24 protein-coding genes are annotated in these 25,455 nt (G+C 43.5%); 18 read left to right on the forward strand and 6 right to left on the reverse strand.

The genetic code is table 11. The features are described 5' to 3' along the window. The first annotated feature begins 42 nt into the window (after positions 1-42). The 5 genes from prmB to ACUN2T_RS09325 all read left to right on the forward strand — a co-directional run bounded on the left by prmB (position 43) and on the right by ACUN2T_RS09325 (position 3,952). On the forward strand, positions 43-975 hold the full coding sequence (gene prmB, locus ACUN2T_RS09305; RefSeq protein WP_445497224.1) for a 50S ribosomal protein L3 N(5)-glutamine methyltransferase: 933 nt from the start codon (positions 43-45) through the stop codon (positions 973-975). A gap of 129 nt (positions 976-1,104) precedes the next feature. Then, positions 1,105-2,190 (forward strand): chorismate synthase, encoded by a 1,086-nt coding sequence (gene aroC / locus ACUN2T_RS09310; protein WP_445497225.1) that lies wholly within the window; start codon positions 1,105-1,107, stop codon positions 2,188-2,190. Positions 2,191-2,277: 87 nt separating this feature from the next. After that, positions 2,278-3,078, forward strand: a complete 801-nt coding sequence (locus tag ACUN2T_RS09315; RefSeq protein ID WP_445497226.1) for a sulfite exporter TauE/SafE family protein — start codon at positions 2,278-2,280, stop codon at positions 3,076-3,078. Between the two features lie 22 nt (positions 3,079-3,100). Further along, on the forward strand, positions 3,101-3,652 hold the full coding sequence (locus ACUN2T_RS09320; RefSeq protein WP_445497227.1) for an elongation factor P hydroxylase: 552 nt from the start codon (positions 3,101-3,103) through the stop codon (positions 3,650-3,652). Between the two features lie 21 nt (positions 3,653-3,673). Beyond that, positions 3,674-3,952, forward strand: a complete 279-nt coding sequence (locus tag ACUN2T_RS09325; RefSeq protein WP_036838273.1) for a YfcL family protein — start codon at positions 3,674-3,676, stop codon at positions 3,950-3,952. Between the two features lie 163 nt (positions 3,953-4,115). On the opposite strand, the gene mnmC is transcribed toward ACUN2T_RS09325, so the two are convergent. Both mnmC and ACUN2T_RS09335 read right to left on the reverse strand, forming a co-directional pair. Then, positions 4,116-6,158 (reverse strand): bifunctional tRNA (5-methylaminomethyl-2-thiouridine)(34)-methyltransferase MnmD/FAD-dependent 5-carboxymethylaminomethyl-2-thiouridine(34) oxidoreductase MnmC, encoded by a 2,043-nt coding sequence (gene mnmC, locus ACUN2T_RS09330; protein ID WP_445497228.1) that lies wholly within the window; start codon positions 6,156-6,158, stop codon positions 4,116-4,118. Positions 6,159-6,921: 763 nt separating this feature from the next. Beyond that, a complete protein-coding gene (locus tag ACUN2T_RS09335; RefSeq protein ID WP_445497229.1) occupies positions 6,922-7,467 on the reverse strand; it encodes a hypothetical protein in 546 nt (181 codons plus the stop codon). A gap of 625 nt (positions 7,468-8,092) precedes the next feature. Here ACUN2T_RS09335 and fabB point away from each other — a divergent pair. Together fabB and ACUN2T_RS09345 are read left to right on the forward strand one after the other, a co-directional pair. Then, on the forward strand, positions 8,093-9,307 hold the full coding sequence (fabB, locus tag ACUN2T_RS09340; protein WP_445497230.1) for a beta-ketoacyl-ACP synthase I: 1,215 nt from the start codon (positions 8,093-8,095) through the stop codon (positions 9,305-9,307). Positions 9,308-9,613: 306 nt separating this feature from the next. Beyond that, positions 9,614-10,066, forward strand: coding sequence for a hypothetical protein (locus tag ACUN2T_RS09345; RefSeq protein ID WP_445497231.1), 453 nt, complete (start codon positions 9,614-9,616; stop codon positions 10,064-10,066). A gap of 159 nt (positions 10,067-10,225) precedes the next feature. Here ACUN2T_RS09345 and ACUN2T_RS09350 read toward each other — a convergent pair whose 3' ends face one another. From ACUN2T_RS09350 to ACUN2T_RS09360, 3 genes are read right to left on the reverse strand one after another with little or no spacing between them, the layout of a single operon-like run. Continuing rightward, positions 10,226-11,746, reverse strand: coding sequence for a tripartite tricarboxylate transporter permease (locus tag ACUN2T_RS09350; RefSeq protein WP_445497232.1), 1,521 nt, complete (start codon positions 11,744-11,746; stop codon positions 10,226-10,228). Positions 11,747-11,757: 11 nt separating this feature from the next. Continuing rightward, a complete protein-coding gene (locus tag ACUN2T_RS09355; protein WP_445497233.1) occupies positions 11,758-12,189 on the reverse strand; it encodes a tripartite tricarboxylate transporter TctB family protein in 432 nt (143 codons plus the stop codon). A 13-nt stretch (positions 12,190-12,202) separates the two neighbouring features. Next, positions 12,203-13,183 (reverse strand): Bug family tripartite tricarboxylate transporter substrate binding protein, encoded by a 981-nt coding sequence (locus ACUN2T_RS09360; RefSeq protein ID WP_445497234.1) that lies wholly within the window; start codon positions 13,181-13,183, stop codon positions 12,203-12,205. A 1,146-nt stretch (positions 13,184-14,329) separates the two neighbouring features. On the opposite strand from ACUN2T_RS09360, the gene ACUN2T_RS09365 reads away from it, so the two are divergent. The 3 genes from ACUN2T_RS09365 to ACUN2T_RS09375 all read left to right on the forward strand — a co-directional run bounded on the left by ACUN2T_RS09365 (position 14,330) and on the right by ACUN2T_RS09375 (position 16,818). After that, the gene (locus ACUN2T_RS09365) at positions 14,330-14,488 is read left to right on the forward strand and encodes a type II toxin-antitoxin system RelB/DinJ family antitoxin (RefSeq protein ID WP_445497235.1); all 159 of its coding nucleotides are present in this window, start codon (positions 14,330-14,332) and stop codon (positions 14,486-14,488) included. A 243-nt stretch (positions 14,489-14,731) separates the two neighbouring features. After that, positions 14,732-15,400, forward strand: coding sequence for a transcriptional regulator TctD (gene tctD, locus ACUN2T_RS09370; RefSeq protein ID WP_445497236.1), 669 nt, complete (start codon positions 14,732-14,734; stop codon positions 15,398-15,400). Next, complete coding sequence (locus ACUN2T_RS09375) at positions 15,397-16,818, forward strand: sensor histidine kinase N-terminal domain-containing protein (protein WP_445497237.1); 1,422 nt, start codon at positions 15,397-15,399, stop codon at positions 16,816-16,818. The genes tctD and ACUN2T_RS09375 overlap by 4 nt, the downstream gene beginning before the upstream one ends. Here ACUN2T_RS09375 and ACUN2T_RS09380 read toward each other — a convergent pair. Further along, the gene (locus tag ACUN2T_RS09380; protein ID WP_445497238.1) at positions 16,799-17,713 is read right to left on the reverse strand and encodes a DMT family transporter; all 915 of its coding nucleotides are present in this window, start codon (positions 17,711-17,713) and stop codon (positions 16,799-16,801) included. The two genes, ACUN2T_RS09375 and ACUN2T_RS09380, sit on opposite strands and share 20 nt — an antisense overlap. Before the next feature lie 103 nt (positions 17,714-17,816). On the opposite strand from ACUN2T_RS09380, the gene ACUN2T_RS09385 reads away from it, so the two are divergent. From ACUN2T_RS09385 to dedD, 8 genes are all read left to right on the forward strand, one after another. Further along, complete coding sequence (locus ACUN2T_RS09385) at positions 17,817-18,590, forward strand: AraC family transcriptional regulator (protein WP_445497239.1); 774 nt, start codon at positions 17,817-17,819, stop codon at positions 18,588-18,590. An 89-nt stretch (positions 18,591-18,679) separates the two neighbouring features. Beyond that, positions 18,680-19,807, forward strand: a complete 1,128-nt coding sequence (gene pdxB, locus ACUN2T_RS09390) for a 4-phosphoerythronate dehydrogenase PdxB (RefSeq protein ID WP_445497240.1) — start codon at positions 18,680-18,682, stop codon at positions 19,805-19,807. A 52-nt stretch (positions 19,808-19,859) separates the two neighbouring features. Continuing rightward, positions 19,860-20,870: an aspartate-semialdehyde dehydrogenase gene (locus ACUN2T_RS09395; protein ID WP_445497241.1), complete on the forward strand. Its 1,011-nt coding sequence runs from the start codon at positions 19,860-19,862 to the stop codon at positions 20,868-20,870. 41 nt (positions 20,871-20,911) lie between these two features. Continuing rightward, positions 20,912-21,706, forward strand: a complete 795-nt coding sequence (gene truA / locus ACUN2T_RS09400; RefSeq protein WP_445497840.1) for a tRNA pseudouridine(38-40) synthase TruA — start codon at positions 20,912-20,914, stop codon at positions 21,704-21,706. 51 nt (positions 21,707-21,757) lie between these two features. Further along, positions 21,758-22,447: a DedA family protein gene (locus ACUN2T_RS09405; RefSeq protein ID WP_445497242.1), complete on the forward strand. Its 690-nt coding sequence runs from the start codon at positions 21,758-21,760 to the stop codon at positions 22,445-22,447. A gap of 101 nt (positions 22,448-22,548) precedes the next feature. Further along, positions 22,549-23,493 (forward strand): acetyl-CoA carboxylase, carboxyltransferase subunit beta, encoded by a 945-nt coding sequence (gene accD / locus ACUN2T_RS09410; RefSeq protein WP_445497243.1) that lies wholly within the window; start codon positions 22,549-22,551, stop codon positions 23,491-23,493. Beyond that, positions 23,486-24,784 (forward strand): bifunctional tetrahydrofolate synthase/dihydrofolate synthase, encoded by a 1,299-nt coding sequence (gene folC / locus ACUN2T_RS09415; RefSeq protein WP_445497244.1) that lies wholly within the window; start codon positions 23,486-23,488, stop codon positions 24,782-24,784. Before accD ends, folC begins: the two co-directional genes overlap by 8 nt. Beyond that, positions 24,774-25,445 (forward strand): cell division protein DedD, encoded by a 672-nt coding sequence (gene dedD / locus ACUN2T_RS09420; protein ID WP_445497245.1) that lies wholly within the window; start codon positions 24,774-24,776, stop codon positions 25,443-25,445. Before folC ends, dedD begins: the two co-directional genes overlap by 11 nt. Positions 25,446-25,455 lie beyond the last annotated feature (10 nt).

Here is a 25,455-nt window from a genome sequence, read left to right on the forward strand (position 1 = left end):
GCAAACTAGCGGGTCAATGAATTTACGGGGCTGGAGGGGTTTTTGGACAAGATTTTTATCGATGAGGCAGTGGCTGAATTATATACCATTCAGGATATGTTGCGCTGGTCTGTCAGCCGGTTTAATGCGGCGAATATTTATTACGGACACGGTACAGACAACCCTTGGGATGAAGCTCTGCAACTGGTTCTTCCATCGCTGTTTTTGCCGCTGGATATTCCACAGGAAATGATGACAGCACGGCTGACATCAACTGAACGTCATCGTATTGTCGAACGGGTTCTTCGCCGTATTAATGATCGTATTCCTGTTGCTTATTTGACTAACAGAGCCTGGTTTTGTGGTCATGAATTTTATGTTGATGAACGGGTTCTGGTTCCACGCTCACCGATTGGTGAACTGATTAATAATGAATTTTCAGGACTGATCGCTGATGAACCCGCCAATATCCTTGATCTCTGTACAGGTAGCGGTTGTATTGCCATCGCCTGTGCATATGCTTTCCCGGAAGCAGAGATAGATGCGGTGGATATTTCTACTGATGTATTGGCAGTGACTGAACAAAATATCCAGAATCACAACTTTGAGCATCGGGTAATTCCTATTCGTTCCGATCTGTTCCGCGATATGCCGCCTGTTAAGTACGATCTTATCGTCACTAATCCACCTTATGTCGATGCTGAGGATATGAGTGATTTGCCGGAAGAGTTCCGACGTGAGCCTGAGTTGGGGTTGGCTGCGGGTTCAGATGGCTTGAAACTGGCACGCCGCATTCTTGCAACCGCGCCTGATTTTCTTACAGAACAGGGTGTATTGATTTGTGAGGTTGGCAACAGCATGGTGCATTTGATTGAACAATACCCTGATGTGCCATTTACTTGGCTGGAATTTGAATATGGTGGAGACGGTGTCTTTATGATGACACGTCAACAGCTTATCGAACATCACGAGCATTTTCGTTTATTCAAAGACTGATCGTTGGGTGAGTTGTTGCTGTGGTCATTAATGCAGAACTTGCAGAGTTAAATATAGAGCCAAATAAAAGTTAAATAAAAGAACAACTAACAGAACAACTAACAGAACAACTAACAGGAAGGAACTGGGATGGCTGGAAATAGTATCGGGCAATTTTTCCGGGTTACCACCTTTGGTGAATCTCACGGTTTGGCGTTGGGATGCATCGTCGATGGTGTGCCGCCGGGTATCACAATCACAGAAGCGGATTTGCAAATTGATTTAGACAGGCGCCGTCCGGGGACTTCCCGTTATACAACGCAGCGCCGTGAGCCAGATCAGGTTCGCATTCTTTCCGGTGTATTTGAAGGGGTAACGACCGGTACCAGTATCGGTTTACTGATTGAAAATACGGATCAACGTTCTCAGGATTACAGCGCGATCAAAGACGTGTTCCGTCCGGGACATGCAGATTACACTTATGAACAGAAATATGGTATCCGCGACTATCGTGGTGGTGGCCGTTCTTCTGCCCGTGAAACGGCAATGCGGGTTGCGGCCGGTGCGATAGCAAAAAAATATTTGCTGGATAAGTATGGTATTCGTGTCCGTGCCTGTTTGAGTCAGATGGGTAATATCCATTGCGAATTAAAAGATTGGGCACAGGTGGAGCAAAACCCATTTTTCAGCTCTGATGAAACCAAACTTGAACAACTTGATGCCCTGATGCGTGAGCTGAAAAAAGCGGGTGATTCTATTGGCGCGAAAGTGACGGTTGTGGCAGAAAATGTGCCAGCCGGATTGGGAGAACCTGTTTTCGACCGCCTTGATGCTGATATTGCTCATGCGCTGATGAGTATTAACGCAGTAAAAGGCGTTGAAATTGGTGAAGGTTTTGGTGTTATTAATCTGCGTGGCAGTGAAAACCGGGATGAAATTACGGCTCAGGGTTTTACCAGTAATTATGCGGGTGGAATTCTGGGGGGGATCAGCAGCAGCCAGCCAATTGTTGCGCATATTGCGTTGAAACCCACTTCCAGCATCATGGTACCGGGCAAAACGATTAATCGTCAGGGTGAAGAGGTGGAAATAGTCACCCGCGGTCGTCATGATCCTTGTGTTGGTATCCGGGCGGTACCGATTGCAGAAGCCATGATGGCTATTGTTCTGATGGATCACCTGTTACGCCAGAGAGCACAGTGCGCGGATGTTGAATCCAGCCTTCCTCGTTGGTGATTAGGAAGATGAAGCTAGCCTTGAAGTCCCGGATATTGAAATGGGTAGCTGAATACGGATAAGCGGTTTCTTTTGATGGGATAAAATATGGACTGGTTATTATCAGGAGCGGAAATTTATGGTCTGCTCTTTCTGGTTGCGATAATCGCTGGATTTATCGACTCAATTTCTGGCGGTGGTGGTTTACTGACCATCCCTGCGTTGTTGTCAGTCGGCGTCTCGCCTGTGCAGGCGTTGGCGACAAACAAGTTGCAGGCAGTGGGCGGTTCTTTCTCTGCCAGTCTCTATTTTATCCGTTATGGTGCGGTTGATCTCAAATCTCAGCGCTTTGCCATATTGATGACATTGCTTGGTTCAATGGCTGGAGCCATGATTGTCCAGTTTATCAAACCCGATTTTCTCAGCCAGTTATTACCGGTTCTGGTCATTATTATTGGCCTTTACTTTCTTTTGACCCCAACGATAGGCAGGGACGATCGCCATCGTCGTCTGGCTCCAGTGGCATTCGCCTGTCTTATCGGGGGTGGATTGGGTTTATACGATGGCGTATTTGGTCCCGGTGTTGGCTCATTTTATGCGTTAGCTTATGTTACCCTGTGTGGCTATAACCTGGCGAAATCCACCGCCCATGCAAAAGTACTGAACTTTGCCTCTAACATGGGGTCACTGGTGTTGTTTATCCTTGGCGGTCAGGTTTTGTGGGTATTGGGTCTTATTATGCTGGCAGGGCAGGTAATTGGTGCACGGCTGGGCGCACGTTTGGTTTTAACACATGGTCAAAAACTTATTCGCCCTATGATCGTGACTATCTCTTTTTTGATGAGTATTAAATTATTAAATGATAATCACGGAGATACGATCCGTACCTGGCTGGCATTTTATTTCTGATTCAGGATTTTGTTTTTAATTCATGACAACGCATAACTATCAACAACTTATAGATATTTTTAATCGCTGTTTTGGCGACGAATACAATACACGTCTGGTAAAAGGTGATAATGAACCTGTTTACCTGCCGGCAGATGAAAACGTTCCTTATAACCAGATTGTCTTTGCTCATGGCTTCTATGCCAGTGCGTTACATGAAATTGCCCATTGGTGTATTGCTGGTGAAAAGCGTCGGAAACTAGTGGATTTTGGCTATTGGTATTGCCCAGATGGGCGGGACGCACAGACGCAAAGTGAATTTGAAAAAGTAGAAATTAAACCCCAAGCGCTTGATTGGATGTTTTGTACTGCTGCGGGTTTTCCGTTCAATATCAGTTGTGACAACCTTGAAGGGGATTTTGAACCTGACAGGCTGGCTTTTCAGCGTATAGTTCATGAGCAGATCGTGGGCTATTTAGCGCAGGGAATACCGGCAAGAGCGGAGTGCTTTATTCAGGGACTACAATCGTTCTACAATACGCCCCCATTGAAAGCGGAGCATTTTCCTTACCCGGAAGATATATTCGCAGATTGAAACTGAATTTAAGGAAAGATGATGCTCGCTGAGTTTGAAACACGTATTTTGGCGCAAATTGATGACATGGTAGATCATGCCAGTGATGATGAATTATTTGCTGGTGGCTATCTCCGTGGGCATCTCACTTTGGCGGTGGCAGAATTGGAACAGGAAGGTGCTCATACCGCGGAACAGCTTCATGATCGTGTTGAAGAAAGTATCCAAAATGCAATTAAAGCAGGAGAATTGGCGCCACCGGATCAGATTCTGGTTCTCCATACCTGGCAGCGTCTGCTGGATAACGCTAAAACTCAATAAATTGATTAAAGCAATAGAAAAGACGAACTGTGCCCCAAAAAAACCGTATGAATTTCTGACCTCTGGCAGTTTCGTCACCTTAGCTTCTATTTCGTTTTTTAGTTGTTGGGCTGCACTGCCCAAAAGTGACACAAATATTTCACTTCTTGGACGGTGCGGTTTCTTATGGTTTTTCGGTTTTAACTTCGCGGCCTTTTAGTAGCTTTCTGATCCAAAAACGGTTTGGATGAAGCGCTGCCAGCGTTTCATGATCCAGTGGCAAGGGTTCATCAAAGATCTGTCCTGCAAGGATTTCTGCACTTAGTGGTGCAGAGCATAATCCACGGGAACCTAATGCACCGATAACAAACAGATTGGAATAACAGGGGGCATCTGCGACAGGGTTTCCTGTGCGGATTTGTTCTGATAGATCCTGATAATTTTCCATTATTTCATTGAGATTTGGCACATTTCCCACCATGGGCATATGGTCACGAATAACACAACGAATACTCTGACGAGATTTTCCGGCAGAAATATCAACCTGATTTACCCATCCGGCATCTGGTAAACATTTCAGTAATCGATCACGATTCTCTTGTTGTTCTGTTTCAGAATATTTGCTATCAAGCCGATGGCGCTGATAACTGGCCCCGATGCAGTGATACTGATTGGTTAGATTAGCCGGTGTCATATAGCCATCATAGCAAAGCACATTTTTCAATTTACTCAGCTCTGCCGTGGTTGGAATATGACTGACCTGACCACGAACGGCGGTAACCGGCAATTTTTCGGTTTGTCTAAATTGGGGCAGATGATAGCCATTGGCAATTACTACCGTTTTATGATGTGTGTTTAAGTGTTGCCCTTGATGCATCAAATGCAGTTGCCAACCATTTTCGCTATGGTCAAGAGCGGTAATTTCATAATTGAAGAAACAGATCATCCCTTGCTGTTGTGCTAATTCTGTTGCCGCTTTGGTCAATTCGGCCGGGCATAGCCATCCCCCTTGTGGATAGTGAATGCCGTGGTGATTAATATCCAGTCCACATTTTTCACTTAGTTGATAGTGACTCATACCAATAGCGACTTCATCCGGCCATTCTGTTGCCAGAATTTTTTCAATTTTCCTACTGCTTTTTTCATCATAAGCAAGTTGACTGACACCACACCATTGATGGTCGAAATGAATTCCTTGAGCTGATAGCTGATCATACTGACGGCGGGCAAAAGTAAATGCAGATGTAAAGAATTTTTCGGGCCCATTATGATTACCGTTAAGTAACGGGTAGAGTGCGCCCTGACGATTACCGGATGCACTTTGTGCTGGAAATTCATCCTGACAATAAAGCGTAACCTGCGCGCCACGACGCAGTAGTGCAAGAGCGGTGAGAATACCGGCAATACCACCGCCAATAATCGCGATATCATCTGTGTGGCTTGCCGCAGGACGGGCAAACCACGGTGCAGGCAATGACTGACATTTCTGTGCTGCCAGAACCCCGGTCAGCATTTCTCTTTTGCGACCAAATCCTTTTACTTTACTGACACTAAAACCTGCTTGTTGTAAGCCACGACGGACAATACCGGCAGAAGTGAAGGTGGCAAAGGTGCCTTCTGGGCGGGCAAATTGCGCCATTGCGGCAAACAGTTGTTTACTCCACATTTGTGGGTTTTTTGCAGGCGCGAAGCCATCTAAAAACCAGGCGTCTATTTTACCGTAAAGGCTGAAATCCATTGTTGGCAACAGATCATTGACGTCACCAAACCATAAATCCAGTGTGACAGTGCCATTTGCCATAATTAGCCGATGGCAGCCAGCCAGCGGTTGAGGCCATTGTTGGCAGAGCTGTTGCGAAAAAATGCCAAGCTCAGGCCAGCGTTGATGGGCTGCCTGTAAGTCACTGGTTTTCAGCGGGTATTTCTCGAAGCTAATGAAATGCAGACGTTTCAGCGGGGCATCAGGGTTTTGTTGCTGAAATGCATCAAATGATTGCCATAGTGTCAAAAAATTCAAGCCTGTTCCGAAGCCAGTTTCTGCTATGACACAGTTGGTATGGGAATGAGTGCTGAATCGTTGGGGAAAGTGGTTACCGTTAAGGAATACATAACGGGTTTCTTCCAATCCATCCTGATTGGAAAAATAAACGTCATCGAATTGTGCTGAAACCGGAGTACCCTGATCATTCCAGCTCAGGGTTGCGGTACAGATGGCAGAGTTTTTCACGGTAATGCCTGCAATGTTACTGATAATAACGTGATTTTAACGGTGTTAAGCTTGATGTGCCACCTGACAGGAGAAAAGATTGGAAACCCATAAACCAGAACGCAGGTGCTGATGAAAATCACCGAGAAAAAGAATATTATCTGAAAAAACATAAAATGGTATCTTTATACCATCAGGCTATTTACGGGGTTATTTGTGAAGATAAAATAAAGAAGGGTGACTTATGAAAACTGTTTATAATTTCCGGTAAAACAGCGTCAGTGAAGATAAAAAGTAAGTATGATAAACGTTATTAAATGTAAAAAAATATATCATGATGATTAAACTTAATAAAAACCAGGTGCTAAAAGGAGTGAAAACAACGGTTAAAACTTTATTATATCGATTAAAATCAAAGGGTAAAAATGACTTTTAATAATAGTTTAAAACCTGTCTATTATAAAATTCAGGTAGGGATTTTGTGTTTGCTCAACTATATTTAATTTATTTATCAGCGATTCTACACTCCGCTTGTTTTAAATTTAATTATCCTTTCATGGCTATTTAAAATAACGAAAAAAGAGGTATTAAGGCTTTTATATAAAATCGGAGGCAGATTTAACTATAAGTGCAGGTTTTTAAAATGACGTTAATTGAAATTCATTAACCATTAACATAAAATTGAAAATAAATCGATGAGAAAAAGAATAATGTCTTAAAAATTGCACCTTAATCAGTTAATATCCAACTTTTGGGGTGCAGTTCAACAACACGGGCTTTAAGTTTATAAGGGAATATAAAATTCACACAGCTTTTTAAATTCCTTTGATTGTGTTTCCTTTAAGTGTGAGGAAATCATATCAATCATTAATATCACTTTTTGCTTGGCGGCTGATTTATCACCGTTTTTGCGATTGACTTCTTCAATATAAGATGAACATAACTTACAAAATTCAGCGACTCTTTTTTCAAGGATATTTGAATCCTTATCGATAAAATCATAATAGTGGTGATTATTAGCCTGCTTTAGGTAATCTGAATTTGATATAGGTGCTCGTATGAATGTTTTCTCTGAATTTAATCCAGAAGTATTCTTATTGTGGCTCTTGTATATAGACTCTAATAACCGCTGATTTTTACTGGATATAATCATAATTAGCCCATAAAGTGTGATGAATGCTCCAATTAGGATATGGTTCTGTTGTGACACAATCAGTCTAATATTGTTAATTTTGTTGCCGTATTGTGATGAGATGTTTGTATCCATATTAAAGGCTACTAAGATCCATACAATACCAACGCTTAATAGAAGATAACCCAGCCCTCTCATTATTAACTCCCATAAAGTTAGTGGGTGGAAGTGCTCTAATTCACTTAGGTCTTACAATGAATCGACCATTTTTATATGATATGAAATAATTACAATAATTTTATGTGTGATAATGACTTTATTATTAATAAAGTCAGAAGATTTTCTATTTTAGAACGTTTGTTACTGTAAGTTTTGAGAATTTAAGTCATTCTGTTAGTAAGATAACATAAGGTCCGTATCTTTTCATAAAAATTCTATTCATGGTTATAACAGCTATTATTAAATTCGTTTATAATTATAAGAAAATGTAATAAAAATAACAGACATAGTTGTCTCTATATAAATTAAACTTTTAATCATTGATTTAGATACCTGATAAGTTCAGGTGTTTCCTCGTGTTATGACTTGCCAGAGGAATCTTTACCTGAAATTTATTGTCATTCATTACGATCTGAATAGTTTATGCCACGTTCTATGTAGGTTAGTTGTTGTTTTGACCAGAGAATATATTGGGATCTTTCGATGGATGAATTTTTCTTCGTAATTTTATCCTGATCGGACTTGTTCGGCGTACAAGTGTACGCTAAAGTGCTGTTAGCATTGATAGAGATCCCGCAGATAAACATATTTAATGAGGTATTTAATGAAGCGTGCAGTGATCACTGGATTGGGTATTGTCTCCAGCATTGGTAATAACCAGAAAGAAGTACTGGCATCTCTGAAAGAAGGCCGCTCCGGAATAACTTTTTCCGAAGAATTCAAAGAGATGAAAATGAGAAGTCACGTCTGGGGTAATGTAAAACTGGATACTACAGGGTTAATAGACCGAAAAATTCAGCGTTTCATGAGTGATGCTTCTGTTTATGCTTATCTGGCGATGGATGAAGCAATTAAAGATTCTGGCCTGACTGATGATCAGGTTTCTAATATTCGCAGTGGATTAGTTGTGGGTTCGGGTGGGGGTTCTCCACATAACCAGGTGGCTGCCGCTGATGGTATGCGTTCTCGTGGTCTGCGTGGTGTGGGGCCTTATATGGTGACCCGTGCAATGGCTTCCGGTGTGTCAGCTTGCCTTGCAACTCCTTTTAAAATCAAAGGGGTAAACTACTCCATCAGTTCTGCTTGTTCTACCTCTGCCCATTGTATTGGTCATGCGGCTGAACTTATTCAGTTAGGAAAACAGGATGTTGTTTTTGCTGGCGGTGGTGAAGAGCTGTGCTGGGAAATGAGCTGTGAATTTGATGCAATGGGTGCACTTTCAACGAAATACAACGAAACTCCCGAACAAGCTTCTCGTACTTATGATAAAAACCGTGATGGTTTTGTTATTGCTGGCGGTGGCGGTATCGTTGTTGTTGAAGAGTTGGAGCATGCATTAGCACGCGGCGCACACATATACGCTGAAATTGTTGGGTATGGTGCAACATCTGATGGAGCGGATATGGTGGTTCCATCCGGTGAAGGTGCGGTTCGTTGTATGCATATGGCGTTGCAAGGTGTAGAAGGTTCTATTGACTATGTGAATACGCATGGTACTTCCACTCCAGCGGGTGATTTGAAAGAGTTGGAGGCTATTAGGGAAGTATTTGGTGATACAACACCGGCAATTTCTGCAACAAAAGCAATGACCGGCCATTCACTGGGGGCTGCCGGGGTACATGAAGCGATTTATAGCTTGCTGATGTTAGAACATAGTTTTATTGCACCGAGTATTAACATTGAAGATCTTGATGATAAAGCGGCGGGTATGAATATCATTATGAAACCTACTGAACAAAAGTTAAATACCGTAATGTCCAACAGCTTTGGTTTTGGTGGTACGAATGCTTCCCTGGTGATGAGCAAGTATTTGGGTTGATTCCCCTCATCAGGTTTGGACAGTGCTCAGATAAAAGTAATAACTTTTGGCGCATTTTAGGCGACTAGGTGAGCGAAACGAGTTAACCCCGTGTACTAACATGTATACTCCTGTTTCTGTGCGCTGTCCGTATCACCATTATTTTGTTTCCTGATCCTACTAATCACATACTCAGAAGAGAGCCCTTCAGAATACATGAGGTTAAAAGAAGACCGTTTTGTCGGATGATGTCAAGAGGTTGTATCCTCGTTGGGTTCAACACAAGGAACAGGGTGTGGATCTCTGAAATAAAGAACTGGAAGTTATATGATAATGCGTTTATTAACCTATTCTTTTTCTTTGTTATTTTTGCCATTTAATATATACGCTGACAGCGAATCTTGCATTCAAACAGGTGGCTATATTGAAATGAATATGCGGGGGAAAATGATAAATGATTTGGGTATTCACTCTCAGAATGTTGATTTTAAAAAAACAAGAATCGAATTGCTTTCTGATATTGAAATCAATAAAATTCTTGCTTCGGAATTTGCTAAAAAAGAGGTGAAAAAAGATAAATCGAGAGATAATTCAGTTCGACTAAGGTATCAAGATTATTATAAAAATTATACAGAATATAATCCTCATAATTTAATTGTGAAATTTACCTATTTCAATAAGCAAGGCAATGAAAATGTTTTTATTGCATCGGCAATTGTTAATGATATTGAGTGCTCGGTATCATTCAGTGATTATCTCACTGTGATTCGAGAATTTTGAATCACGGACTCGATGAAAATGGGGAGGATAAATATCAATGAAATTCCATTTTTCTGAATATTAACTTTTCGTGAAATATAATATTAATGTAACGTTTTTTTTATCCTATCAATGATAAAAGCCCATAATTTTTTGATGATAATTATGGGCTTTTGTTTATTAGGCTTTAGTTTCATCAGCCATTTGTTGAATACGGCGCTTACGGATGATGCGTAATACTGGAGGAATAATCAGAACCAATACTGCCAATATTAATAAACTCTGAGCAATCGTGCTGTTCCACAGAATACCAAATTCTCCGTTACTAATAGAAAGTGCACGACGTAAATTTTGTTCCAGCATTTCGCCCAATACGAAACCGAGAATTAATGGTGACATGGGGAAATTCATTTTCCTTAGAATGTAACCGAAAACGCCTAGTCCTATCATCAGCAGAAGATCGAATGTCGTGCTGTGTACGGCATATACACCAACGGCTGAAACGGTAGCAATCGCTGGGACAAGGAACCATAGCGGAATAGTTAACATCCGTGTAAACAGACCTATCATTGGGATATTCATAATCAACAGGATAATATTGGCAATCAGTAATGCTGCAATTAATCCCCAAACAACATCCGGTTGCTCTGTAAACATTCCTGGACCTGGCGTAATGTTATAGAGCGTTAATGCACCCATCATAACGGCAGTGGTGCCTGAACCTGGGACTCCTAATGTTAGCATTGGAATAAAGGAACCACAGGCCGAAGCGTTGTTAGCAGCTTCCGGTGCTGCAACACCACGAATATCACCTTTACCAAATGAATCGCTGTTTCCACTGATCTTTTTCTCGGTCATATAGGTAATTGCGCTGGCAATTGTTGCCCCTGCACCAGGCAAAATACCGACAAAGAAACCGATAAAAGATGATCTGATCGTTGGCATGGCGCATTCAGCCGCTTCCTTGCGATTAAACAACAAACGGCCTGTTTTGCGGATAATGGTTTTGCCGGTTGATGTATTCTCTAGCATCAGCAGAATTTCGCTGACAGAGAACAGTCCTATCACTACAACGATAAACTGAATACCATCTGACAGATGAACGTTGTCGAAAGTAAAACGGTAAACCCCGGTGTTGGCGTCTACTCCGACAGTTGCCAGGCCCAATCCTATCAGTGCCGCTAATAGTGATTTCAGCGGATTCTGACTCATCATGCTACCCAGACAGGCAATAGCAAAAACCATTAGTGCAAAATATTCAGCAGGGCCGAAAGCCAATGACCACTGCGCCAGTAATGGTGCAAACAAGATAATGCCGAAAATTGCCAGCAAAGAACCACAGAAAGAACTGACCGCAGAAATAGACAACGCCACACCCGCACGTCCTTGTTTAGCCATTGGATAACCATCCAGTGCGGTCATAATGGCAGCGGCATCGCCGGGAACGTTCAGCAGAATCGATGATATACGCCCACCATATTCACAACCGATATAAACAGTTGCTAATAAGATCAGAGCTGATTCAGCAGGCAGTTTTAACGCGAAAGCCAGTGGTAGCAGAATCGCGACACCATTAATCGGGCCAAGCCCCGGTAACAGGCCAACAATCGTACCGACAAAACAGCCAATTAAAGCAATAATCAGGTTTTGCGGCACCATTGCAACTTCAAAACCCTGACTGAGATACATCCAAGTTTCCATAAAATTCTCCGTCAGTTGAGCCAGTTGCCAAGAGGCAGGGTTACATCAAGTAAGTGGTCAAAGGCGAAGTAGAGCGTGACGCCAAGGAACACCCCGGAAATGATTGCGGCAGGCAGTGTCGCGTTAAATAACAGGGCGACACTGAATGTCAGCAGAGCGGTAGCCAGAGGAAAACCCAGCCACTCAAATGCCCAGCCATAAATAACCAAAGAGACAATCAGTATCATCAGGCGACGAATAACGGATGCATCAGGCCAGTTGCTCTGTTCTGGTTTTTTGAAAAGTAGCAATAAAGCACAGAGAGCCATCAGAGACAGAATAATCATTGGAAAAGGTCTGGGCCCCAAAGGTTCATAAGTGTATTCGCTCTGGATTTCCCAACCAATAACCATACCGATGATACAGAGTGTTAACCAAACAGCCGCAAAGAGGCGATCGCTCATGATAACTGCCCTGTTATTTGGCTAAGCCGAAAGCTTTGGCTTGTTCACGATACTGTTCAACCTGTTTTTTCACATAGCTGTCCAGTTCCTTGCCGGTCATGTTAAATTCGAACAATCCCCGGATATCACGCTGTTTTTTAAACGCATCTGTTTGTTGTAATTTATTAAAAGTATCAACCCACCACTGATACGCTTCATCGGAGACTTTTGGTCCCATATAAAATCCACGGATAATCGGCCACACGAGGTCATAGCCTTGCTCTTTGGCGGTAGGTATATGAGCTAAATCACCCTCTAGCCGTTTATCGGCATAAACAGCCAGAACACGGATTTTGTCTCCACTCAGGTAAGGCATCATCTCGCTCAAATCACCGGAGACAGCCTGAATATGGTTACCCAGCAGCGCCGTGACAGGTTCACCACCCCCCTCAAAAGCGACATAACGCATTTTGTGAGGATCAACCCCCACCTGTTTTGCCAGAAGTGCTGTTTTCATCCAGTCCTGACTGCCGATAGACGCGCCGGCACCAAACACAATGCGGGTGGGATTGTCTTTGAAAGCATTCATCAGATCATTCAGGGTGTTATAAGGAGAATCAGCACGAACCGCAATCATACCATAATCAGTACCAACACTTGCCAGCCAGCGAACATCATTAACGTTGTAGCGGCCAAATTTTCCCTGAGACAAATTGAGCAGAGAGCCACCGGAAAAGGCAACGATGGTTCCCGCCTCAGCAGGTCGCTGTGCGACGATAGCGTTGTAAGCGACAGCACCAACACCACCAGGCATAAAGGTGACGCGCATAGGTTTACTGATCTCTTTCGTATCCAGTAATGAAACCTGTACCAGCTTGCAGGTCAGATCAAACCCGCCACCCGGTTTTGCCGGGGCAATACATTCAGTTCTACCAGGGGCGTCGGCAGCAAAAACACTGCTTGTGCTAAACAGTAAAACGGTTGCAGCTAACATTTTGATTGTTCTAGTTTTCATTTAGTTGTTCTCATTGATACCCGTGTAAGATATAGCCACCATAAACGGATCAGGTTGACTCAATTGATAATAACAAAACCTTTCATTTACCTTTCATTAACAAGAAAAGTTGTTGATCTGTGATTTCAATCGCTTAATTTGCGTAGCGTTTCGCATTAATGAGTTAACGAATGGTGACAGACTTTCTTTTTTGTTTGGGTTTGTTGTAAGTTTCTCGTCGTGCTGATGTTGATCTGTTTTGTTGTTAGACATCCAAAGAATAATCGCCAGAAGGCGGCGTGGTTTTTAGCGAAAATAATCGTAAATTTTCGTTCAATGTGGGTGGAGAGATAAGGTAAAAAGCTTGAAGGGGTTGTCTGCAATCTTAAACAGCCGCCTGTAGGCGACTGTTTAACCGTTTGGCATCTTTATGTTTATTGATGGGTTACTCGAATTGCATGATTTCATCGATGTCAAGTGGTGCTGGGTTTTGTCGGCAGCAAGGGCATGTCACGTAAGCTATTCCCGGGACACTCTCTGAGTCAATTTGAGATTGGAAGAATTGCTTTAAACATTCCGTGTGCATTGGATAGCTTTCGGTGCTGCCGTGATTGCAACTGAGTTGGTAAAAGGGCTTGTCGTTATTTTCTAAACAAATGGTACATTCTTGTGTTTCATCGGGTTCAATGTGTGGCATGTGACTTCTCCTAGTATGAGGGATTATTTCGCTTTTCTGGCATATTTCTACTTAAATAGCGTTTCAAAACAGTAGATCACTCGAAGGGAACTTAATCTGGTTTTTGCGATCTGATTCATCGCAAAAAATCACAAATCACTAAATCACTCGTTGAACTGAGTTATGCAAATTATAGCACCTGTATTCCGAAATGAATGGCGCTTAATGCTAAAAACTCTTCATAGAATTTAGGATAAGAATTTGCCTGAAGATGAATGCGATGTTGACGTACGACACAAATTGATGTGAGGTCACCTGATGGTAGATTTTTTGTGCATTTGCTTAAATATTACTCATGCGTATATTTGTGCTAAACATCTTTTGAATTACATTGTAGTTCAACAAGGAGGCTTATTGTGGCTGCGAATCAACTAATATAAACCTGTATTGATGGTGAAATCAAAGCAGAGGCTGCTGCGGTTCTCGCCGTGATGGGGCTCACTGTGTCAGATGCTGTTCGCATGATGCTAACACGAGTCGCAAGAGAAAAAGTATTACCCTTTGAACCATTAGTTCCGAACGAAACGACAATCGCAGCAATGCAAGATGCTCGTAAAGGGGGGAATCATTCTTCACTGCCAAAGATTTAATGGCTGATCTCAATGCGAATGACTGAATACAGTTTTGTGTGGTTATAGGCATCGTCCAATCTTTTAATGCTATCGCGGTGACTTGTGCTGTTTGGCCAGCGATTGCAAGTGCTTCCACTCATTATCTCTATTGTCAGTTTTCAACGATAAGAAAAGCAGCAAATTATAAACCGGATAACCTACAAGATAATATGGAATAACATCCTTTATTATGCTTATTAAAATCAAGGAGATATATTTAGAATGCGCTTACTGTTAGTGGAAGACCATCCTGAATTATTGCATTGGCTGCAAAAAGCACTGAGTAGTGCAGGGTTTGCTGTAGATGTTGCCAGTGATGGCATCGTTGCCGATCAATTATTGCAGACAGAAAATTATGCATTGTTGATTCTGGATGTTTCTTTGCCGAGGCTGGATGGCCTTTCTCTGTTAGTTCGTTTGCGTAAGCGGGGACAAAATCTGCCGGTATTATTACTGACGGCTAAGGCTGATGTTTCTGATCGGGTGAAAGGGCTTAATTCTGGCGCTGATGATTATTTGACTAAACCTTTCGATTTACAGGAGTTGGAAGCACGTATCCGGGCATTACTTCGGCGTAGTGCAAGTGTTCCTCAGGAGATGCTGACATTTGGCTCCTTGGTTTATCAGGATGAAGGTTACTTTATTTTGCACGATGAGCCACTGGCTTTGACCCCGCGTGAGCTTTCTGTTTTGACAACCCTGTTCCATCGCCGGGGAAGGCCGGTTTCTAAACAACAGCTTTTTGAACAGGTATTTGCATTGTCGGATGAAGCGAATCCACAAAGTATCGAACTTTATGTACACCGGGTTCGGAAAAAATTGTCAGGCAGTAATGTGGGGATTAGCACATTACGGGGATTAGGCTATCGTCTTGAGTGCCAAAACGGATGAAATTGCTCAAAGTACCGAAGTCACTGTTTCATCAGTTACTTTTATTTTTCGGTGTTCCGCTGTTTTTGTTGGGCAGTCTGTCTGTTTATACCCATTATTTCAGTGCGAAAAATGCGGCTACATTGGCTTATGACCGTACGTTACTGGCATCAGCCCGAACCGTGGCAGAACGGCTGACAGTTGAGAATAACCAATTGATTGTCGATGTACCTTATGTGGTTCTGGATAGTTTTGAGCGAAACATGAATGATCGGTTGTTCTATCAGGTGTTATCTCCTGAAGGGAAAACAATTTCTGGTTATGACGATTTGCCATTAATACCTGAATATACGCCGCGTTCCAATTTATACACTGCATTGGTCTATTTTTATGATGCGGAATATCACGGTCAGCCTATCCGGGTTGCCGCGCTTTATCAGCCGATCAATGAAGGTGGAATGATGGGAATGGCGTTAATACTGGTTGCTGAAACGGTGGCTTCTCGTCATTATTTTGCGCAACAATTATTAATATCTTCTTTGCTGAGTCAGGGGGCTGTTGTCGGCTTGACTCTGATTCTGGCTTATTTTCTGTTGAAACAATTACTCAAACCACTACATAAACTTTCTGGTGTCATGGTTCGTCGCCCCGCTAATGATCTTACTCCGTTACCGGATATGTTGCCGTGGTCAGAACTTTCTCCGTTATTACATGCATTTAATCGCTATATAGAACGGTTGAAACTGATGGTTAGCCGGCAGAAAAGATTCAGTGCGGATGCTTCTCATCAACTCAGAACACCGTTAACGGTATTGAAAACCCAGGTGGCGGTCGCGCTTGCCAGCCAAGATCCTGAACAATGGAAAGAGAGCTTACGGGCTATTGATAGCACGTTGGATAATACGATTTCTCTGACAGACCGTTTATTACAACTCTCTCGTTTAAAAGCGCATGAAAAGGAAGCTGTTCAAGATTATAAGCCGGTCAATTTAGTCGCATTGTTGCAACAGGCATGTTTTTCTCGCTTGCAACAGGCTGAAAGTAAATATATTGATTTGGGTTATGAAGGAGAAAATACTCAGTGGATAAAAGGCGAACCTGTATTACTGACAGAAATGTGCGCCAACTTATTAGACAATGCAATTAAATATACGCCGGAAGGCGGGATTGTGACTTCCAGAATTATTCTCAGTCCTTGTAAGACATATTGTTATTTGGAAGTGGATGACAGTGGGCCGGGGATTGCTGAAGAAGAAGTTAATTTGTCACTGATGGCTTTTAATCGTCTTGATAATGCTGCGGGGCATGAAGGGGCAGGACTGGGATTAGCTCTGGTAAAAGATATCAGTATTTATCATGGTACTCATCCCCAATTACTGCCCAGTGAAACACTGGGCGGCTTATTAGTGAGAATTCCTTTCAGGCTTTCTGATGATTAATTTTCTGCGGTTCTTTTGTTTTACGGCCAAAAAGAGGAGTACGTAATTGTTGTGCCAGTATGACACCTAATAGTGTTATGCCGCCACCGACCAGATGGTAACTGTGAATTTTTTCGTGCAGAACCAGAATAGCGATAATCGTTGTAAATATCGGCGTCAAATTCATAAATATGGCAGTAGTGTTAGCACCAAGTTTTATGACACCTTGTATCCATAAATAAGGGGCAAGGATAGAGGCGGGAATACCGGCGAATAAGACTAACGAGAGATTGTTGGCATTCAATTGAACATCGTTAGTCAACAGGAAGTTTGGCAGTAATAACAGGACACCAAAAGTAATCTGCACATACAGGGATTGCCAGTTTGGTAATGGAATAGACCAGTGTTTGGTTAATACGCCATAGAGTGCGTAGGAGGTGGAGGCAATCAACATCATCAATTCACCGCGGCCTAAACCGTGTTGCAACAATGACATGGGATCACCGGTACTGACCAACCAGATTAAACCAAACAGCGATAGAACAGTACCAAGAGCAATGCCAACAGTGGGGACAACACGTAAAACAAATATACTGATGACAACAGTTAAAAGCGGAATCAATGAGCTAAGAATTCCCATAAATGTTGCACTGATGCTGTGTGCAGCGTAATAGGCCAGGCTTTGGTAAAGTACCATACCAAGTGCACCAAGGACTAATAACTTCCACCAATATTGACAGATTGTTTTCCATTGGCGAATAACAGGCAGTGCAACAAAGGGCGTTAATGTGAGAAAGGCCAGGAACCAGCGATAAAAAGAAATTGCAGCCGGATCAATCGCTGTAGCGGAGGCTTTACTCACCACGGCATTAATTGACCAAATCAGGACTGCCAGAAGCGGGAAAATCATATTCATATAGGTGAGTCGCATTGAGATAAAAATGAGTGTTTAGTCTAATGGTGTCTGATTTATTATATATAACGATAATCAGACAATGGATAAGGCAATTGAGACAATTATGGCAGAAAAAATTCATATCCCTGTGGAAGTCATGGATATTCCGGCCAGTATTTCTTTCCGTAGTGAATTATTCAGTGCGGACACCGAGTGTTTACGTCATACCCATCCATTCGGGCAACTTATTTATGTCGTCTGTGGTGTAATGGCAATGAATGCTGGAGAACAACATTTTTTAGCGTCACCGCAATTCTGTGTCTGGATACCGGAAGGAATAGAGCATTCAGGATATAGTAGAAAAGCAATGAGATTCAGGGCAATAGATATCTCTCCTGAGTGGGGGGAATTATTGCCGACGGCTCCTTGTATTATCCAACTTAGCTCAATATTCAATACGATTATGGCTGATTGTTTTGAACGTGCATTGAAAATACCGGAAACAGAACAGGATTTACGGCTGGCCCAAGTGTTGATTGATCAGCTAATTCAGTCTCCTGTTCAGCATACCTATCTGCCTTTCTCTAAAGATAAACTTTTAGCACCGATACTACAGGAACTTGAACGTAATCCGGCTGATAATACGTCATTGCTGCAATGGGCAAAACAGCGTTATACCTCGGAACGCACTTTGTCACGGCGATGCCGGCAAGAATTAGGCATGTCATTTAGTGAATGGCGGCAACGGTTGCGGTTTATCCATGCGATTTCTTTGCTGGAACAAGGGAAAACCGTTAATGAAGTCGCCTTTGATGTAGGTTACAGCTCATCTTCTGCTTTTATTGCGATGTTTCAGCAACTGGCGGGTACGACACCAGAGCGTTTCAGAAAAAGCTAATAATAAAAGAAACCGTCGTGATGGGTTTTGTTACGATTAAATGGCAAAATAGCCGGCTACGTCCGTTTTATGCCACAGGATGGAATTAAGTGAAGATTCTGGTTGATGAAAATATGCCTTATGCTGAACAACTGTTTCAGCAATTAGGGGATGTACAAGCTATTCCGGGGCGCCCGATGCCAGCAGGTGCACTGGATAACGCGGATGCATTTATGGTTCGCTCGGTGACTAAAGTTAATGAAGAACTGCTGAAAGGCAGTACGGTAAAATTTATCGGTACGGCAACAGCGGGTACGGACCATGTGGATCAACAGTGGTTATCTCAAGCGGGAATCGGGTTTTCTGCTGCGTCGGGATGCAATGCCATTGCTGTGGTTGAATATGTTTTCTCAGCATTGATGTTATTGGCTGAACGTGACAATTTTGAACTCAAAGATAAGGTTGTCGGGATCATTGGCGTCGGTAATGTCGGTAGCCGGCTGGCCGAACGGTTATCTTCCCTTGGCATACGGACACTCTTATGTGATCCGCCAAGAGCTGAAAGAGGTGATGCTGGTGAATTTTGGCCATTGGAAAAATTGGTCAAAGCGGCGGATATTCTGACATTCCATACGCCATTGAATAAATCAGGCCCATATAAAACACTTCATCTGGCGGGTGCAGAATTATTGTCGGCTTTGCCGGATAACCGCATATTGATTAACGCCAGCCGGGGTGAAGTTGTTGATAATCAGGCACTGCTTGCCGAGTTGACGCGTGGTAAAAAACTCAGTGTTGTGCTGGATGTTTGGGAACCAGAACCTGATTTATCCCTGCCATTACTGGAATTAGTCGATATAGGTACTCCGCATATCGCGGGTTATACCCTCGAAGGTAAGGCACGTGGCACCACACAGGTATTTGAGGCTTATTGTGGATTCCTTGGTCAGCCCCGTAAGGTTGCCTTATCTGAGCTGTTGCCTGAACCTGATTTCAGCCGGGTCGCCTTGCATGGCAATGTGACTCAAAGCACACTAAAGCGACTGATACATTTAGTGTATGATGTGCGCCGCGATGATACCCCGTTACGGCAGGTTGCCAGTCAGAAAGGGCAATTCGATCTTCTGCGTAAAAACTATTTGGAACGCCGGGAATGGTCATCCCTGACCGTGTGCTGTGATAACAGAGAGAGTGCTGAGTTGCTAGCCGCTCTTGGTTTCAGTACAGAACTGATTTAATTTGTGCAGGTATATATCTGCATGTCAGAAAGATAAGGTGGAGAAAACCAACATGTCGGAAGGATGGAATATTGCCCTGTTGGGTGCGACAGGCGCGGTAGGTGAAGCGATAATGGCGTTATTACAGGAGCGTCAGTTTCCCGTTGGTGAACTGTATCCTCTTGCCAGTGAACATAGTGCCGGTGAAAACCTGCGTTTTAATGGTAAAAGTTTAATTGTCCGTGATGTTGCTGGCTTTGACTGGTCACAGGTGCAACTCGCTTTTTTTGTGGCCGGAACAGAAGCCACGGCACAGTATGCTGAACAAGCGGCAGAAGCAGGTTGTCTGGTGCTCGATAGCAGCGGATTGTTTGCTATGGAGCCGGATGTTCCCCTTATTGTCCCGGGTGTGAATCCTCATGCGTTGGCGGATTATCGTAACCGTAATATTGTCGCCTTGGCAGATTGCATGACCAGTCAGGTGCTGACAGCAATTAAACCGTTGGTTGACGCCGCCGGAATTGCACGCTTACATTTGACTAATTTGTTCTCTGTTTCTGTTCATGGCAAAGCGGCGATTGATGAATTAGCTGGGCAGAGCGCCCGTTTACTTAACGGTATCTCACCCGATTCGGGTCGTTTCAGCAAACAATTGGCGTTTAATCTTTTGCCGCTGTTGGCAGATGCTGAAGGTTCAGTGGGTGAAGAGCGCTGCGTTGTAGATCAGATACGCAAAATTTTACAGGATGAGGGGTTGCCCATTTCAGTCAGTTGCGTTCAGTCTTCTGTTTTTTATGGTAATGCTCAGGTAGTCCATTTGGAAACATTGCGTCCGGTTGGTGTGGAAGAAGCCAGAGAAGAATTAGAGCGGATGGTTGATATTAACGTTTCAGAAGAAGGCGATTATCCAACTCAGGTGACAGACGCGTCTGGTAATGATTTGCTGAGTATTGGCTGTCTGCGCAATGATTATGGTATGCCGGAGGTATTACAATTCTGGTCGGTGGCCGACAATATCCGATTTGGTGGTGCGCTGATGGCGGTTGAGACAGCCGAAAAACTGATTCAGGAGCAATTTTACTGATGTCTGGTACAGAACAAACAGCATCTGTGCCAGGTTCAAAAATGAAAATTGCATTGGGAGTTGAGTACGATGGCAGCCGGTATTATGGTTGGCAGCGTCAGCAAGAAGTAAAAAGTGTTCAGGGGTGCCTTGAGAAAGCGTTATCAAAAGTCGCCAATGCACCCATATCGGTATTTTGTGCCGGTCGGACTGATGCTGGAGTACATGCAACAGGGCAAGTCGTTCATTTTGAAACGTCTGCACAACGCAAGGATGCGGCGTGGACAATGGGTGTGAACGCACATTTACCGCCGGATATTGCTGTTCGTTGGGTGAAAGCCGTGGATGAGGATTTCCATGCCCGTTTCAGCGCGACTGCCCGGCGGTATCGTTATATTGTTTTTAATCATCGTTATCGTCCGGCAGTGTTGGCCAGTGGCGTGACACATTTTCATTATCCACTGGATGAAAAACGGATGCATCAGGCCGCGCAGTGTTTGCTGGGGGAAAATGATTTTACCTCTTTCCGTGCGGTTCAATGCCAATCCAAGACACCCTGGCGTCATGTGATGCATATTAATGTCAATCGTTACGGGCATTACGTCGTAATAGATATTAAAGCCAACGCTTTTGTGCATCATATGGTGCGTAATATTGTCGGTAGCCTGATGGAAATTGGCTGTGGAAATCAGGGTATCAACTGGATGGCTCAATTGCTTGCGGTAAAAGACCGGACAAAAGCCGCTGCGACAGCCAAAGCGGCAGGATTATATCTGGTTGCCGTTGATTACCCTGCACAGTTTGATTTGCCGGGATCGGTTATGGGGCCTCTGTTTCTGGCAGATGATCTAATTTAACATTTTTGGTTTGGTTGCCGACAAGGACGTTTTGGTATAACGGGGAATATTATGGAATATCTGACACATTTCGTTGATTTTGCTAAATTTATTATTGATTTTATTCTCCATATTGACATTCATTTAGCAGAGCTTGTCGCACAATATGGTCATTGGGTGTATGGCATTCTGTTCCTGATTCTGTTTTGTGAAACAGGATTAGTGGTTACTCCATTTCTGCCGGGAGATTCGCTGCTATTTGTTGCGGGTGCTTTAGCGGCTTTGGATTCAAATGATCTGAATGTGCATATTATGGTGGTGTTGATGATTATTGCGGCTATTATTGGCGATGCGGTGAATTATGCTATAGGTCGTGTCTTTGGCGAAAGATTATTTACCAACCCGGATTCGAAAATTTTCCGCCGACGTTATCTGGATAAAACACATGAATTTTATGAAAAACATGGCGGGAAAGCCATTATTTTAGCGCGATTTGTACCAATTATCAGAACATTTGCACCATTCGTTGCAGGTATGGGGAAAATGTCTTATCGTCATTTTGCTGCTTATAACGTGATTGGCGCACTGGTTTGGGTACTGTTATTCACTTATGCTGGTTATATATTCGGTGATATGTCAATGGTACAACAGAATTTGAAACTGTTGATTGTTGCTATCATCTTTATCTCAATCCTGCCCGGAGTGATTGAAATCTGGCGTTACCGTCGTGCGGCGATGAAACAGAAAACCAATAACCCGTAACAGGTTTGAGCAGTTTTTTATCCACACTGTAATAGCATTGTGGTTTAATGGCACATATAACAAAGCTGGCACAAGCCAGATTCAGACGGAAAGATCATTCAATGAGCTGGATTGAAAAAATTCTTAATAAAAGCAACATTACCCAAAGTCGTAAGGCAAATATCCCAGAGGGAGTTTGGACTAAATGTGATAGTTGCAGTCAAGTGCTCTACCGTGCTGAGTTAGAGCGCAATCTTGAGGTTTGCCCTAAATGTGATCATCACATGCGTATTTCGGCGCGTACCCGGCTGGAGACTCTCCTTGATGAAGGCGCAAAAACTGAATTAGGGGGAGAATTAGAGCCGAAGGATATTCTGAAATTCCGCGATTCTAAAAAGTATAAAGACCGCATATCGGCAGCACAAAAGCAAACTGAAGAGAAAGACGCACTGATCGTGATGAAAGGCACGTTGAGTGGTATGCCGGTGGTGGTTGCTGCTTTTGAATTTGCGTTTATGGGGGGGTCAATGGCTTCTGTTGTTGGTGCCCGTTTTGTTCGCGCGGTAGAACAGGCGCTGGAAGACAATTGTCCTCTGGTCTGTTTTTCTTCCAGTGGTGGTGCTCGTATGCAAGAAGCGTTGATGTCACTGATGCAGATGGCGAAAACCAGTGCTGCTTTGGCAAAAATGCAGGAGCGTGGTTTGCCTTATATCTCTGTGATGACTGACCCGACAATGGGCGGTGTTTCAGCGAGTTTGGCAATGTTGGGTGATATTAATATTGCTGAACCAAAGGCATTAATTGGCTTTGCCGGTCCACGTGTTATTGAGCAGACAGTACGCGAGAAATTGCCACCAGGTTTCCAACGCAGTGAGTTTTTGCTGGAAAAGGGGGCAATTGACATGATTGTTCGTCGTCCTGAAATACGAGACACACTTGCCAGTTTGCTTTCTAAACTGACTCATCAGCCGCAATCCGGTACTAAACCCGTTGTTGCTGAATTTGTGGCAGAACCCGCTGATGTTGAGGCGGATATTCAAATAAATACCAATAAAGAAGATGTCTGACACTTTGCAAATTCCTCAAGTCACGTCGCCGCTGATGACGTGGCTTTCCTATCTTGAAAACCTGCATATTAAAGCCATTGATATGGGGCTTGAACGTGTAGGTAAACTAGCTCGAACCTTGGATCTGGTTAATCCTGCGCCTAAGGTGATAACCGTATCCGGCACTAATGGTAAAGGCACCACCTGTTGCACTATCGAATCTGTTCTGCTAGCGGCTGGGCTGAGAGTGGGTGTGTACAGCTCTCCGCATCTTGTACGTTATACTGAAAGAGTCCGCATTCAGGGTAAAGAGTTACCTGAACAGGAATTCTGTCGTGTATTTGCGGATATTGAATCCCGTCGTGGTGGTATTTCACTAACTTATTTTGAGTATGGCACATTAGCGGCTCTGCAATTGCTTAAAGAAGCTTGCCTGGATGTGGTCATCTTAGAAGTTGGCTTAGGTGGGCGGCTGGATGCGACTAATATTGTGGATGCCGATATTGCAGCCGTTACCAGTATTGCACTCGATCACATTGACTGGTTAGGGGCTGATCGCGAACATATTGGTCGTGAGAAAGCGGGTATTTTCCGCAAAGATCGTCTTGCTGTGGTGGGTGAACCGGATATGCCATCTTCTATTGCGGAAGTCGCGGATCAACTAGGGGCCAGGTTGTTCCGCTGTGGTATTGACTGGCGCTTTTCTCAACAGGGGAAAGATTGGCACTGGCAATCTGATGATATGCTATTTAGTCATCTGCCTTTGCCAAATGTTCCTCTGATGAATGCCGCAACCGCAATGGGTGTTATTTGTTGCCTATTACGACAAGGAGATAAAGTCAGTCAGGCTATTAATGAAAATGCCATCCATCAGGGGCTGCAAAATGCGCAGTTGCCTGGGCGTTTCCAAATAGTTCATGAAAAGCCGTTGTTGATTCTGGATGTGGCGCATAACCCGCATGCAGCGGCTTATTTGGTACAGAAATTAGCCCTGTTGCCCCGTCAACCGGGCAGTAAAATTCTTGGTGTAGTGGGTATGCTTGGCGATAAAGATATTGCCGGCACACTGGCTTGCCTGTCACAGCAAATTAATGAGTGGTATTGCGCTCCGTTGACTGAACTGCGTGGTGCAGATGCACAGGCATTGGTTGAGCATCTTGAACAGCCACGGGTATTTACTGATGTGGAAAGTGCCTGGTATCAGGCAATGGCAGATGCTGATGAACAGGATATTGTTGTCGTTTGTGGTTCATTCCACACAGTGGCGCATGTCATGGAGGCTCTGGACAGGGAGAAGCGAAGTGGCAAGTAAATTTCAAAATCGTTTGGTCGGCACAATTGTATTGGTCGCACTGGGTGTTATTGTGCTGCCTGCATTGTTGGACGGCGACAAGAAATATAACGAAGATAAGTTTGCATCAATTCCCCTGGTTCCGAAGCCTGGGGATGAGCAAGAAATTGAATCTATTCCTCCCCTTAATTCGCCAATATTATCAATTCCTCTGGAAGATGAGACAGAGATATTGCTGCCGGAAACACTGGAGCAGCCGGAAATACCATTGGTGACAGTTCCATCGCCACCCGCACCGATAGTGCCTCCTGCTGTTCAACCTGAAGTCAAACCTCAACCACAGATTAATCCTGAACAAAAACTGGGCATTAAGCAGCCAGCGTCGGCTAAGCCAGAGATTAAACCGAAGCCTGAAGTTAAACCAGTTGAAAAAGCACCGCAAGGGCAAGCATATATTGTACAACTAGGTGCCTTGAAAAACGCTGGAAAGGTGGATGAGATCGTTGCCAGACTGCGGTTGTCGGGTTATCAGGTCTATACGGTACCTTCATCGCCAGTGAATGGGCAGTTAACCCGAATATATGTCGGTCCGAATGCGTCTAAACAACAACTCGACTCGGTGTTATCAGAACTAAAAAATCTGACAGGATTACAAGGGCAGGTAAGAAGCTATAGACCGTAATAAAGCTGAC

Source organism: Photorhabdus machadonis, from assembly GCF_052657765.1.

Bases quoted from the DNA above. Each gene is read 5' to 3' on its own strand.
- aroC (WP_445497225.1), top strand. From the start codon at position 1,105: ATGGCTGGAAATAGTATCGGGCAATTTTTCCGGGTTACCACCTTTGGT.
- ACUN2T_RS09315 (WP_445497226.1), top strand. From the start codon at position 2,278: ATGGACTGGTTATTATCAGGAGCGGAAATTTATGGTCTGCTCTTTCTG.
- ACUN2T_RS09320 (WP_445497227.1), top strand. From the start codon at position 3,101: ATGACAACGCATAACTATCAACAACTTATAGATATTTTTAATCGCTGT.
- ACUN2T_RS09325 (WP_036838273.1), top strand. From the start codon at position 3,674: ATGCTCGCTGAGTTTGAAACACGTATTTTGGCGCAAATTGATGACATG.
- ACUN2T_RS09335 (WP_445497229.1), bottom strand. From the start codon at position 7,467: ATGAGAGGGCTGGGTTATCTTCTATTAAGCGTTGGTATTGTATGGATC.
- fabB (WP_445497230.1), top strand. From the start codon at position 8,093: ATGAAGCGTGCAGTGATCACTGGATTGGGTATTGTCTCCAGCATTGGT.
- ACUN2T_RS09345 (WP_445497231.1), top strand. From the start codon at position 9,614: ATGATAATGCGTTTATTAACCTATTCTTTTTCTTTGTTATTTTTGCCA.
- ACUN2T_RS09350 (WP_445497232.1), bottom strand. From the start codon at position 11,746: ATGGAAACTTGGATGTATCTCAGTCAGGGTTTTGAAGTTGCAATGGTG.
- ACUN2T_RS09355 (WP_445497233.1), bottom strand. From the start codon at position 12,189: ATGAGCGATCGCCTCTTTGCGGCTGTTTGGTTAACACTCTGTATCATC.
- ACUN2T_RS09360 (WP_445497234.1), bottom strand. From the start codon at position 13,183: ATGAAAACTAGAACAATCAAAATGTTAGCTGCAACCGTTTTACTGTTT.
- ACUN2T_RS09365 (WP_445497235.1), top strand. From the start codon at position 14,330: ATGGGGCTCACTGTGTCAGATGCTGTTCGCATGATGCTAACACGAGTC.
- tctD (WP_445497236.1), top strand. From the start codon at position 14,732: ATGCGCTTACTGTTAGTGGAAGACCATCCTGAATTATTGCATTGGCTG.
- ACUN2T_RS09375 (WP_445497237.1), top strand. From the start codon at position 15,397: ATGAAATTGCTCAAAGTACCGAAGTCACTGTTTCATCAGTTACTTTTA.
- ACUN2T_RS09380 (WP_445497238.1), bottom strand. From the start codon at position 17,713: ATGAATATGATTTTCCCGCTTCTGGCAGTCCTGATTTGGTCAATTAAT.
- ACUN2T_RS09385 (WP_445497239.1), top strand. From the start codon at position 17,817: ATGGCAGAAAAAATTCATATCCCTGTGGAAGTCATGGATATTCCGGCC.
- ACUN2T_RS09395 (WP_445497241.1), top strand. From the start codon at position 19,860: ATGTCGGAAGGATGGAATATTGCCCTGTTGGGTGCGACAGGCGCGGTA.
- truA (WP_445497840.1), top strand. From the start codon at position 20,912: ATGAAAATTGCATTGGGAGTTGAGTACGATGGCAGCCGGTATTATGGT.
- ACUN2T_RS09405 (WP_445497242.1), top strand. From the start codon at position 21,758: ATGGAATATCTGACACATTTCGTTGATTTTGCTAAATTTATTATTGAT.
- accD (WP_445497243.1), top strand. From the start codon at position 22,549: ATGAGCTGGATTGAAAAAATTCTTAATAAAAGCAACATTACCCAAAGT.
- folC (WP_445497244.1), top strand. From the start codon at position 23,486: ATGTCTGACACTTTGCAAATTCCTCAAGTCACGTCGCCGCTGATGACG.